The following is an 11631-nucleotide window of genomic DNA, read 5'->3' as shown; positions in this document are numbered from 1 at the left end:
AAGGTCACAAGTTTTCTAAGGTCAGACGTTTTTAAGGTCATCAGTTTCTAAGGGCAAGCATGAACCGTATTGATCAGCGTTTCAGTGAACTAAAACAGCAGGGCCGCAAGGCCCTGATCCCCTTTATTACCGCCGGGGACCCTGCCCCCCAGTACACCGTTGGCTTTATGCATGCCCTGGTGGAAGCCGGTGCGGATATCATTGAACTGGGTGTACCGTTCTCAGACCCCATGGCAGACGGCCCGGTCATTCAGAAAGCTTGCGAGCGCGCGCTCAAGCAGGGCACCCGGCTGGTCGACCTGCTCGACATGGTAGCCGAATTCCGCCAGACCGATACCACCACACCCGTGGTGCTGATGGGGTATCTCAACCCCATCGAGCGTATCGGCTACGATACCTTTGCCAATAAAGCGGCCGAGGTGGGTGTCGACGGGGTATTGACCGTGGATATGCCGCCGGAAGAAGCGGATGTATTTGGCCCGCTTTTAAAAGCGCGCGACCTGGCGGCTATTTTTCTCGTTGCACCTACCACTTCCCACGCCCGGGCCGCTACAATATGCGCCCACGGCGAGGGGTACCTGTACTATGTGTCACTCAAGGGGGTGACCGGTGCCGCAACGCTCAACGCCGACGACGTGGCAGAGCACCTGGCGCCATTACGCGGCATGACCGACCTGCCGCTGTGTGTGGGTTTCGGTATTCGTGACGGCGCGACCGCCGCGGAAGTCGCCAAGGTGGCTGACGGCGTGATCGTGGGTAGTGCGCTGGTCAACCGCATCGCCGAGAGTGTCGATGCACCGGATACCATTGCCGCCCAGTTAAAGCAGGTGCTTGGCGAGATGCGTTCGGCCATGGATGCCTGATAAGTTATTTCATCGTCTACACTAACTGACATTAGTTTGACCCCATTCATCAAGCTTGGTCCCGCCAAGCGTTGACGTACAACGGAAGTCTTTTTGATATGAGCTGGTTAGATAAGATTGTGCCCTCCATGGGGCGTATCCAGCGTAAGGACCGTCGCGCTAGCGTTCCCGACGGTCTTTGGCGTAAATGCCCTAAGTGCGAAGCCGTTCTCTATCTTCCCGAGTTAGAGAAGCATCAAAGTGTTTGCCCCAAGTGCGGTCATCACCTGCGCTTGACGGCTCGCAAACGCCTGGACTGGTTCCTGGATAAATCCGGCCGCGAAGAGATCGCCGCTGAGATTGAGCCGTTCGATCGGCTGAAATTCCGTGATTCCAAGAAGTACAAGGACCGCTTGGCCGCAGCGCAAAAAGAAACCTCCGAAAAAGACGCGCTGGTTGCCATGCGCGGTGAGTTGAATGGCTTGCCCGTGGTGGCCGTGGCGTTCGAGTTCACCTTTATGGGCGGCTCCATGGGGGCGGTGGTTGGCGAGAAGTTCGTACGCGCAGCGACTCTGGCGCTTGAATCTCGCGTACCGTTGATTTGCTTTGCCGCTTCTGGCGGGGCGCGCATGCAGGAAGCGCTATTCTCGCTGATGCAGATGGCGAAAACCTCGGCCGCGCTTGAAAAGCTCAAGCAAGAAGGCATTCCATATATCTCGGTGCTGACCGACCCTGTATTCGGTGGCGTCTCTGCATCGCTTGCGATGCTTGGCGACCTGAATATTGCTGAACCTAATGCATTGATCGGTTTTGCCGGCCCACGGGTCATTGAGCAAACCGTGCGCGAAACTCTCCCGGAAGGCTTCCAGCGCAGCGAGTTCCTGCTTGAGCACGGTACCGTGGACATGATTGTGCATCGTCACGATATGCGCGAGCGCGTTGGCGGCATTCTCCGCAAGCTGACCCACCAGCCACTGGCTGGTAGTGAGCCTGAGCCTGAAGAAGAGCCCCTGGTGTTCGAGCCAGTGGTCGACGAACCCCAGGTGGCCGAGCAGGCGGAAGACCCAGAGTGGATCGAGGCGATTAACGGTAGCAGCCAATCGAAGGCTGGCAAGCGCGACGATTCCTCTCGCAATGCCTAAAACGCTGGCACAGTGGCTTGACCATCTGGAAACCCTCCACCCGGTGGGTATTGAACTGGGGCTGGACCGGGTCAGTCAGGTGGCTGAGCGAATGGGCCTATTGCAACGCCCCATTGCCAAGCGGGTCATCAGCGTTGCGGGTACCAACGGCAAGGGCTCGACCCTGGCGATTATCGATAGCGTGGCGCGCGCTCACGGTCAGCGGGTTGGGACCTATACGTCCCCCCATCTGCTGCGCTACAACGAGCGCGTTCAGATTGACGGCTGCATGGCGAGTGATGAGCAACTGGTCGCAGGCTTTGAAGTCGTCGAGCAGGCAAGGCTAGCCGCACCAGCGGTTAGCCTGACTTACTTCGAAGCCGGGACGCTATGTGCCCTCTGGTGCCTGTGCCAGCAGCCGCTTGACCTGGCCGTGCTTGAAGTGGGGCTTGGCGGGCGTCTTGATGCCGTCAATATCGTCGATGCCGATGTGGCGATCGTCACGACCATTGCCCAGGACCACGCCAATTTTTTAGGTACCGATATTGCCCAGATAGGGCGAGAGAAAGCCGGTATCTTTCGCTCGCAACGGCCTGCCGTATTGGGCAGCCGCGATCTGCCAGAGAGTGTGGCGGATATCGCCGACACCTTGTCAGCCCCCGTTTATCAACTCGGACGTCACTTCGAGCATACAACCGACCCAGCGTCGGCCTGCTGGCGCTGGCAGGGCCACACCGCCGCAGGCGATGCGCTGACCCTTGATGCCTTACCTGACCCAGGTCTGCCCATGGACAACGCCGCGACGGCGCTGCAATCCTTGGTGCTGTCTGGCACTGTGCTTGCGGCATACCCTACCCAGACGGCCCTGACCCATCTGGTGGTGCCCGGGCGCATGCAATGGCGCGGTCAGTGGTGTCTTGACGTGGGTCATAACCCCCACGCGGCGGATTATCTGGCGCACCACCTGCCCCCTGTTGCCGCAGGCGCGACCCAGTGGGGCCTCATCGGCATGTTAAGCGATAAAGATGCCGATGGCGTGATCGCCGCGCTATCATCACGTATTAATGACTGGGTGTGCGTGAGCCTTGACGGTGAGCGCGGCCGTCAGGCCATTGAACTCGCCGAGCGGATTGCAGCCCAAGGCGGACGCGTGCATCATTGCGCGGCATCCCCGATGGCGGGAGCGGAATGGCTGGCGACGCGGCTGGGCCCGGATGATCGTGTGCTGGCGACAGGCTCTTTTTTTACGGTGGCGGCGCTATCGGCGCAGCCATTGCCACAGGCGTAGCATCGCTTGATGGAGAGGGATATGAAATACGGTAAAACGGAACGGATCAGCGGTATCGTCATCCTGCTCGCGCTGTTGGCCATCATCGTGCCGTGGCTGATGAGTGACCCAGCGCCTCGAGAAGAGCGTCCCCAACCGAATTTTGTCATTGAGCAACCGGTGGAAGTCGAGCGCCGTGAGGTTGACGCCCCACAGCGCCCTGACTCGATTGGCGACCCCGCCGAGCAGGTAGACCCGGGTGCGGCCGTCCAGGCAACTGACGAGCCGCTTGAAGTGGACCCCGCCAGCCCAGACACTGATCAACTGACAAGCAATGATGATAGCGCCTCAGATGAAGCGCAGGCTGACGAATCGCCAACGACTGGGCAGAGCGATCCAATAGCCGACCTGATTGCTTCAAATAGTCAGTCAGTGAGTGATACGTCTGAAGAGCAACCCGCTGACGACCAGACTGAGTCGACTTCGCAGGCTGACCCAGCCGGCGAATGGGCGGTTCAGGTGGGCAGCTTCGGCAACCCTGATAACGCTCGACGCTTGAGTGAACAGTTAAGCGGCGAGGGTTTTGCTGTCTACCAACGCGACCGCGACAATGATATGACAACCGTCTATGTCGGGCCCTTCGCTACCTCGGAAGAGGGTGAGGCGGCAATGAGCGATGTTAAACAGCGTGCCAATGTACAAGGCCTGCTGGTTCGAGTTCGGGAATAATCATGGCGCTCACCTGGATAGACGCCGCCTTTTTAGCTGTATTGGCCCTGTCGATGCTGGCAGGGTTCGTGCGCGGTTTTGTCCGTGAAGCGCTGGGGTTGGCGGCCTGGGTGATTGCCCTGATGGTGGCTCGGATACTGGCCGAGCCCGTCGCCGAGCTGATGAGCGGTTTCATTGACAGTTTTGACGCGCGGTTGGTGCTGGCCTTTGCGTTAGTGATTTTTGCGGTCATCCTACTGTGCGGCATTGTTATTAGATTGGTGCATGCGGCGGTCGAATGGGTCGGCATGGGGTTGCTCAACCGCTTTGCTGGGGCGGCGTTTGGTGTCGCGCGTGGGGCGGTCATTCTGTTGGTGGTGACCGTGCTGATTATGCTGACGCCACTTTCAGAGCTTCAGGCTTGGCAGCAGGCAACGCTACGCCCCACCTTTATCGAATTGCGCAATTACGCGATCAACCAACTGGATCAATGGGGCGGCGAACTTCCCGAAGCGCCGTCCACACTCAACGACATCACGCTGCCGGATTTACGCCAGGGGCGTGAACTTTGATAGCTTTATCTGACATGTACCGGCTTACGTAGGTTAAGCCAGCATCAAGCGAGGTAACGGGAATGTGCGGTATCGTCGGCCTTCTGGCCAAGCAAGCGGTAAATCAGGGTATTTACGATGCCCTGACCGTTCTTCAGCATCGCGGCCAGGACGCTGCCGGGATGATGACTTGGAGCGAGGGACGCTTTTTACTGCGCAAAAGTAACGGCCTGGTGCGCGATGTGTTTCATACGCGGCACATGGCGCGTTTGAAAGGCAACCTGGGTATCGGGCACGTCCGTTATCCTACTGCCGGTTCCTCCAGCGAGGCCGAATCGCAGCCTTTTTATGTCAATTCCCCCTATGGCATCGCGCTTGCCCACAACGGCAATCTGACGAATTCCGAACAGCTCAAGCAGGAGCTGTTTTCGACGGATCTTCGCCATATCAATACCAGTTCGGATTCCGAGGTGCTGCTCAACGTGTTTGCCCACGAGCTGGGCAAGCAGGGCCTGCATCTGGAAGCCGAGGATATCTTTGATGCCGTACGTCGGGTGCATCGTCGTTGCCAGGGTGGCTATGCAGCCGTTGCGATTATCAATGGCTTTGGCATGGTGGCGTTTCGTGATCCCCACGGCATTCGGCCGGTGGTGTTTGGTACGCGCCAGGAAGAAAACGGCCAGGATGTCATGATCGCCTCCGAGTCAGTGGCTCTGGATGTGGGTGGCTTTGAGCTTGAACGGGATTTGTCGCCGGGTGAAGCGATCTTCGTCGATATGCAGGGCAATGTGCATACCCAGGTGTGTGCTGACCGTCCTCAGCTGCGCTCGTGTATTTTCGAACACGTGTATCTGGCGCGGCCCGATTCGATTCTCGACGGCGCCTATGTCTATGGCACCCGCATGCAGATGGGGCGTAAGCTCGGCGATCGGGTGCTGAATGAATGGCCCGATCACGATATCGACGTGGTGATTCCGATTCCTGATACGTCACGTACCTCGGCGCTGGAAATGGCGCAGCATTTGGGCGTTACCTACCGCGAAGGGTTCATGAAGAACCGCTATATCGGCCGAACCTTCATCATGCCGGGGCAGACCCAGCGCAAGAAATCGGTGCGCCAGAAGCTGAATGCCATCGACATCGAGTTTAAAGATAAAAATGTGCTGTTGGTGGATGACTCGATTGTGCGTGGCACCACCTGTAAGCAGATTATCCAGATGGCCCGCGATGCTGGGGCGCGAAAAGTCTACTTTGCCTCTGCGGCCCCGCCGGTGCGTTATCCCAACGTTTACGGCATCGATATGCCTGCGGCCTCTGAGTTGATTGCCCATGGGCGTACGGAAGAAGAAGTCGGCGAGTTGATAGGTGCCGACCGGATCTTCTACCAGGATATCGAAGATTTGAAAGATGCCTGCCGTGAAGTGAATCCCGAATTGGAAGCCTTTGACTGTTCGGTGTTCGACGGCAACTACGTCACGGGTGATATTGACGATGCCTACCTGGCGGTGCTGGAAGCCAGCCGTAACGACCTGGCCAAGGATCAGAGCGCCGGTGACCATGCCCTGGTCGATATGCATAATCAGGATGACGACGACCTGGACGATTAAATGGTGTGTTTGAATAAGAGACTAGCCCATGCATGATGATAGCCAGCAAGACGCGTGGTCGCTAGAAACGCTAGCGATTCGAGCGGGACACGAGCGTACCTTTGAGCAGGAACACGCGGAGCCGATTTTTCCCACGTCCAGCTTCGTGTATGACAGCGCCGCTGAAGCAGCGCGCAAGTTTGGTGGTCACGAGGCTGGCAACGTTTATTCCCGCTTCACCAACCCGACCGTGCATACCTTTGAGCGCCGGTTAGCGGCGTTGGAAGGCGGCGAACGCTGCGTAGCCACCAGTTCGGGGATGTCTGCCATCCTGTCAACGGTGCTGGCGTTGCTATCGGCAGGCGACGAAATCGTCGCTTCGCGTTCATTGTTTGGCTCAACGGTGAGCCTGTTCGATAAATATTTCGGCAAGTTTGGCATTACCACGCGCTATGTGGAGCTTTCTGATTTGGCGGCCTGGGAAGCGGCGATTACTCCCAACACACGCTTGCTGTTTGCTGAAACGCCGTCGAACCCGCTGTCTGAAGTGGCCGATATTGCCGCGTTGTCAGCGTTGGCTAAACGCCATGATGTTTGGCTTGCGATTGATAACTGCTTTTTAACGCCGGCGCTTCAGCAGCCCATCGCCTTGGGTGCCGATCTGGTGATTCACTCCGCGACCAAGTACCTCGATGGGCAGGGGCGTGCGGTGGGGGGTGCCGTGGTCGGCCAACACGACGTGCTGGAAGAGGTGTTTGGCGTCGTGCGTACCTGTGGACCATGCATGAGCCCGTTCAACGCCTGGATATTTACCAAAGGGTTGGAAACGCTCTCGCTACGTATGAAAGCTCACTGCGAACAAGCGCAGGCCCTTGCCCTGTGGCTTGATGCCCACCCAGCCGTCAACAAGGTATTCTATAGCGGTTTGGTTGATCACCCGCAGCATGAGCTCGCCAAACAGCAGCAAGATGGCTTTGGCGCGGTCCTTGGGTTCGAGGTGCTCTACGGCCAGGAGGGCGCATGGGAAGTGATCGACGCGACCCGCATGCTGTCGATTACCGGTAACCTGGGTGATGTTAAAACCACCATTACGCATCCCGCTACCACGACGCATGGTCGCTTGAGCGATGAGCAAAGAGCGGCGGCAGGCATTACGCCGGGGCTGGTGCGAGTCGCGGTAGGGCTGGAGAGCCAGCAGGATATTCAAAATGATCTCGCCAGAGGGTTAGACGCCCTGCTGGCGGGTTAGTCGCCTGCTAAAAGCGATCTGAAACCGGCCATTGGCCGGTTTTTTTAGCTCGTCTTGAATGTGTAAAGGCGTTGTCCAACGTTTTTTACGAATGGTGTGTTCTGCTTTTTTCAGCGGTTTACAATCCATTTTGCCGCTATCATCACTTTCATGTCACGCCTAAAGAGGGCGTCCAAGAAAGGAATATCCGATGTGGGGAAACACGCAGGCTGGCTGGGGCGTTATCAGTATTACGCTGCACTGGCTAAGCGCCATTACGATTGTCGGGCTCTTTGCCCTGGGCTGGTGGATGACCGGGTTGGGGTATTACGATCCTTGGTACAACCTAGGCCCCTGGGTACATCGCTCGATTGGCATTTTGCTTTTCGCCGCGACCCTGGCGCGAATCATCTGGCGTTGGTCGCAGCCGACGCCCCATGGACATGGAAGCCGACTTGCCATTCTGCTGGCGCACCTGGGCCACGTCATGCTGTATGTAACGCTGCTTGTGGTCATGACCACGGGGTATTTGATCTCCACCGCCGACGGAAGTGGTGTCAGTGTGTTTGGCTGGTTTGTGGTGCCTGCGTTGGTGCATGGTCTTCCGCAGCAATCGGTGATTGCCGGTGACCTGCATTGGTACAGTGCCTGGGGGTTGATGTTGCTGGCCGTGGGTCATTCGCTGGCGGCCTTCAAGCACCATTTTCATGATCGTTACGACACCTTACGGCGTATGTTAAAACCCACATCGCGCTAACGTATCAGGCTTTCCCTAGCGGGATGGCTTCAAGGAGCACCCTTCAAGACGGTGCTTTTAATCGAGAAAGGAGTGACAGCATGTTGAAGAAAACCGTACTGACCACGGCAATCGCCGCTGCAGGCCTCGTCACGCTGGGCCAGGCTCAGGCAGCTGACTACACCATCGACACTGAAGGCCAGCATGCCTTTGTACAGTTCAAGATCAGCCATCTGGGCTATTCCTACATTCTGGGTAGCTTTGAAGACTTCTCTGGTGAGTTCAGTTACGACGCCGATGATCTGGATGCATCGTCTGTCGATATAGAAGTCGATGTAAATAGCTTGAACACCAACCATGGCGAGCGCGACCGTCACATTTTAAGCAGTGATTTCCTGAACGCTGACGAGTATCCTACTGCCACCTTTACCTCGACAGGGTTCGAGTCGACCGGTGACAACGAGGGCGTGGTAACTGGCGATCTGACTCTTCACGGCCAAACCCAAGAAGTTGAAATGCCCGTTACGCTGATGGGCGAAGGAGAGGACCCCTGGGGTGGCTACCGTGCTGGCTTTGAAGGCAGCACCATGATCACGCTGGAAGATTATGGCATTGATATGAGCGAGTTCCCCGAAGCGATGCATGAGCTAGAGCTTTATGTGACCTTCGAAGGTATTCGCCAGTAATACGGCGCGGTTAAAAACGCCACCACGCCTTCGGGGGTGGTGGCGTTTTTTGCGTTTATTCAACAGGAGTATAGGTGTTGGCGGTTAGCACTCAGCAAACGACTGGATTGGGCAAAACCCTGTGGCAGCAAACCTGGCCGATGGCGATTGGGGTGTTGTCGCTACTTGGGTTTCAACTGGTTGATAGCGCCTTTATTGCCCGCTTGGGCACGGTACCACTGGCGGCCCAGTCGTTCACCTTTCCACTTTCGTTTCTGATCATCGGGATTCAGGTGGGGATGGGAATCGCCATCGCAGCGTTGATTTCCCGGGCGCTGGGGGCTGGCGAGAAGGCACGTGCCAAGCGGTTGAGCAGCCTGGTGTTGATGGCCGGTGGTGCCGTGATTGCTGTTCTGGGCATACTATTGTGGGTTTTTCAGATGCCTATATTCAGTTTGTTAGGTGCCGAAAGTAACACCTTCGGGTACTTGCGCAGCTATTGGCCACCGCAGCTTTTAGCCGCCTGGCTGGGGGCGCTGCTTTATTTTGTTTACAGCGTTTTTCGTGCCCATGGTGATACCCGGCTGCCGGGGAAAATGATGGTGATCACCAGTTTGATCAACCTGGCGCTGGACCCTGTGCTGATCTTTGGCGTGGGGTCGTGGCCCGGCTGGGGGCTGCCGGGTGCCGCCTGGGCGACGGCGATTGCCTTTGGCATTGGCTTGCTGGTCACTGGGGGCCGTTTGTGGAAACGTGGCTGGGCTGCGCGAGAAGGGCTATGGCAAGAAGGTCGCCAGTCTTGGCGGCCTTTCATGGGCATTGCCGCGCCTGCCATGGTGAGTCAGCTCATGCCGCCGCTGGCGGCCATGTTGGCCATTTCGGTGGTGGCGGGCCTGGGCGAGAGTCAAGTTGCCGCCTGGGGGTTGGCAAGCCGACTGGAAACACTGTCGTTAATGGTGATTTTAGCCATGACGATGTCGTTGCCGCCCTGGCTGGGGCGTTGCTATGGGGCCGGTGATTGGGACCAGATCCATCGTCTCCTGCGCCTGGCACTGGGGGTGGCGGTGGTCTGGCAGTTAACCCTGGGTATCTTGCTGGCGCTGGGTGCGCCCTGGCTTGGCATGGCGCTGGCAGGCAACCCGGATGTGCAGGATGAGCTGGTGCTGCTGATTCGCTTTATGCTGCCAAGCTATGCGGCACTTGGGGTCTGCATGTTGGTGGTTTCGGCGGGCAATGCGCTGGGGTGGCCATTACGCGCGATGCTGCTGTCTGCTGCGCGCTTGTTTGTGTGCTATTTACCCTGCCTGTGGTTGGGAGAGCAACTGGCTGGATGGTTGGGATTGGCCGCCGGAGCGGCCGTAGGTAATGTGCTCGCCGGGTTAGTTGCCTGGCTACTGCTGAGACGCATTCTGTCTCGTCCGCATCGACAGCCGGCGGTTAACGCGCATTAGATGTCGGCGTTTCTTGAAACGCAAAGTAGCCGAACAATAGTGCCATCGCCAGATAGCCCATGCTGAAATTGGGCGCTGCGTTGATGCCCAGTTCCGCGGCATGCATCAAGCCGACAAACGAGAACGCCGCCGCGATCAGGGCGAAGATAGCCGCCCGCCGAAACTGATGATCAATCACGGAAACCGTCATGGCCCCCAGGAAAATGGCCATGAACATGGCGCCCTGACCGGCGGCCACAATGGCCGTGGAAATATCGCTGACGATGTCTTCTGCGCCGCGGTTAAAGCGTGTCATCACATAGTTGGCAAAGTAGGGCAGCATGGCCAGCGCGACAGCGGGATAGTAACGGCTGTCGTTGGCCTGAAACGCCGTGGCGATCATGGAAATGCCCACAAATACCAGGATAGGGGCGACCACCGAGACAGGGATAATCGCCGAGATCATGGCGATTAACCCGAACATGGTGGCGATGGCGTAGACAGCGCCATTCAACAGGCTATAGCCACGCCCGGCTCCCATCCACTTCGCCCCAACGGTGGCAATATACACCGTGGTGGGGAAGACGCCGCCAAACAGGGCGCCCAGCATGGTGCCCACACCATCGACCGCCTGGCATTCTCGTACGTCGTACTTGTCACCGGCGGCTTCCATGGCCTCGACGTTGTTCATGGTTTCAATGGCGTTATACAGCGTAATGGGTAGCACCACGGTCAGAATGGCGAGCATTCCGGTGGCCAGTAGTCCCAAACCTTCCCACCAGGCCAGGTTGGGCAGCAGCGGGTAGAAGCCAAGGTGGGTGAAGGCGTCGCTGAAGCGATCACCACCCGCATCGCCAATCAGATAAGCCATCGCTGTGCCCAGAATGATCGCGAATAGGGAGGTGGGGATTTTCAGTGGCATGCTGACCCGGGCAAGTAAGCCGACAATAATGATGGCCAGTACCAGCAAGCCAATCACCGGCATTTCCAGCGTTTTGAATAGCATTTCACCGGCAATAAAGGTCAGCGCCACGCCGGCAACGGCGCCCAGCATGGCGGCGCGCGGAAGATGATATTGCACCCAGCGGCCGATTAGGCTGATGGCGGCTTCAATCGCCCCGCTGATAAAACAGGCGGCCACAGCCACTTGCCAGGCGAGGGTGACATCCCCCGTCAGTTCCTTGGCGGGCAGTAAAACGCCGAATAGAAAGACAAACATGACCGGCGTGGAAATGCCGTAGGACAAGGCGGTGACATCCGAGCGCTGCTCTTTGCGGGCTAATCGTGAGGCGCTCCAGGCGTAATAAAAGTTGCCGACCATCACGGCAACCGCCGCGCCGGGCAGCACTTGTCCATAGACAATGGAAGCAGGAAAACCCATGCCCAGCATGGTGATGGCAATGATGACGAAATTCGCAATGTTGTTCTGAAACAGAGCGAAGAAGGCGTCGGTGTCTTCTTTCTTGTACCAGGGGTAATAGTGTGGCGTCGCCATGG

The 11631-nt window shown here is 57.7% G+C and carries 11 protein-coding genes; 10 read left to right on the top strand and 1 reads right to left on the bottom strand.

From position 1 onward, the window contains the following. The first annotated feature begins 59 nt into the window (after window positions 1-59). From trpA to HXW73_RS09820, 10 genes are all read left to right on the top strand, one after another. Window positions 60-863, top strand: coding sequence for a tryptophan synthase subunit alpha (gene trpA / locus HXW73_RS09865; protein WP_186252952.1), 804 nt, complete (start codon window positions 60-62; stop codon window positions 861-863). Window positions 864-961: 98 nt separating this feature from the next. Further along, window positions 962-1984, top strand: coding sequence for an acetyl-CoA carboxylase, carboxyltransferase subunit beta (gene accD, locus HXW73_RS09860; protein ID WP_186252951.1), 1023 nt, complete (start codon window positions 962-964; stop codon window positions 1982-1984). Next, window positions 1977-3251: a bifunctional tetrahydrofolate synthase/dihydrofolate synthase gene (folC, locus tag HXW73_RS09855; protein ID WP_186252950.1), complete on the top strand. Its 1275-nt coding sequence runs from the start codon at window positions 1977-1979 to the stop codon at window positions 3249-3251. The genes accD and folC overlap by 8 nt, the downstream gene beginning before the upstream one ends. Window positions 3252-3272: 21 nt before the next feature. Further along, window positions 3273-3959 (top strand): SPOR domain-containing protein, encoded by a 687-nt coding sequence (locus tag HXW73_RS09850; RefSeq protein WP_186252949.1) that lies wholly within the window; start codon window positions 3273-3275, stop codon window positions 3957-3959. Window positions 3960-3961: 2 nt separating this feature from the next. Further along, entirely contained in the window at window positions 3962-4510 is a 549-nt protein-coding gene (locus tag HXW73_RS09845) for a CvpA family protein (RefSeq protein WP_186252948.1), read from the top strand. 62 nt (window positions 4511-4572) lie between these two features. Further along, window positions 4573-6096 carry an amidophosphoribosyltransferase gene (gene purF / locus HXW73_RS09840; RefSeq protein ID WP_186252947.1) on the top strand — a complete coding sequence of 508 codons (1524 nt, stop codon included), beginning with the start codon at window positions 4573-4575 and terminating at the stop codon, window positions 6094-6096. A gap of 28 nt (window positions 6097-6124) precedes the next feature. After that, on the top strand, window positions 6125-7324 hold the full coding sequence (locus HXW73_RS09835) for an O-succinylhomoserine sulfhydrylase (RefSeq protein ID WP_186252946.1): 1200 nt from the start codon (window positions 6125-6127) through the stop codon (window positions 7322-7324). 190 nt (window positions 7325-7514) lie between these two features. Next, entirely contained in the window at window positions 7515-8060 is a 546-nt protein-coding gene (locus tag HXW73_RS09830; RefSeq protein WP_186252945.1) for a cytochrome b, read from the top strand. Between the two features lie 80 nt (window positions 8061-8140). Then, complete coding sequence (locus HXW73_RS09825; RefSeq protein ID WP_186252944.1) at window positions 8141-8725, top strand: YceI family protein; 585 nt, start codon at window positions 8141-8143, stop codon at window positions 8723-8725. A 140-nt stretch (window positions 8726-8865) separates the two neighbouring features. After that, entirely contained in the window at window positions 8866-10155 is a 1290-nt protein-coding gene (locus HXW73_RS09820) for an MATE family efflux transporter (RefSeq protein ID WP_186255979.1), read from the top strand. Here HXW73_RS09820 and HXW73_RS09815 read toward each other — a convergent pair. Next, on the bottom strand, window positions 10142-11629 hold the full coding sequence (locus tag HXW73_RS09815; protein ID WP_186252943.1) for an NCS2 family permease: 1488 nt from the start codon (window positions 11627-11629) through the stop codon (window positions 10142-10144). The genes HXW73_RS09820 and HXW73_RS09815 overlap by 14 nt on opposite strands. Window positions 11630-11631 lie beyond the last annotated feature (2 nt).

The organism is Halomonas sp. SH5A2, assembly GCF_014263395.1.
Classification (GTDB): domain Bacteria; phylum Pseudomonadota; class Gammaproteobacteria; order Pseudomonadales; family Halomonadaceae; genus Vreelandella.
This window is presented reverse-complemented; position numbering and strand designations above follow the sequence as displayed.

Coding starts and splice junctions, on each gene's coding strand:
- trpA (WP_186252952.1), top strand. CDS start 60: ATGAACCGTATTGATCAGCGTTTCAGTGAACTAAAACAGCAGGGCCGC.
- accD (WP_186252951.1), top strand. CDS start 962: ATGAGCTGGTTAGATAAGATTGTGCCCTCCATGGGGCGTATCCAGCGT.
- folC (WP_186252950.1), top strand. CDS start 1,977: ATGCCTAAAACGCTGGCACAGTGGCTTGACCATCTGGAAACCCTCCAC.
- HXW73_RS09850 (WP_186252949.1), top strand. CDS start 3,273: ATGAAATACGGTAAAACGGAACGGATCAGCGGTATCGTCATCCTGCTC.
- HXW73_RS09845 (WP_186252948.1), top strand. CDS start 3,962: ATGGCGCTCACCTGGATAGACGCCGCCTTTTTAGCTGTATTGGCCCTG.
- purF (WP_186252947.1), top strand. CDS start 4,573: ATGTGCGGTATCGTCGGCCTTCTGGCCAAGCAAGCGGTAAATCAGGGT.
- HXW73_RS09835 (WP_186252946.1), top strand. CDS start 6,125: ATGCATGATGATAGCCAGCAAGACGCGTGGTCGCTAGAAACGCTAGCG.
- HXW73_RS09830 (WP_186252945.1), top strand. CDS start 7,515: ATGTGGGGAAACACGCAGGCTGGCTGGGGCGTTATCAGTATTACGCTG.
- HXW73_RS09825 (WP_186252944.1), top strand. CDS start 8,141: ATGTTGAAGAAAACCGTACTGACCACGGCAATCGCCGCTGCAGGCCTC.
- HXW73_RS09820 (WP_186255979.1), top strand. CDS start 8,866: ATGGCGATTGGGGTGTTGTCGCTACTTGGGTTTCAACTGGTTGATAGC.
- HXW73_RS09815 (WP_186252943.1), bottom strand. CDS start 11,629: ATGGCGACGCCACACTATTACCCCTGGTACAAGAAAGAAGACACCGAC.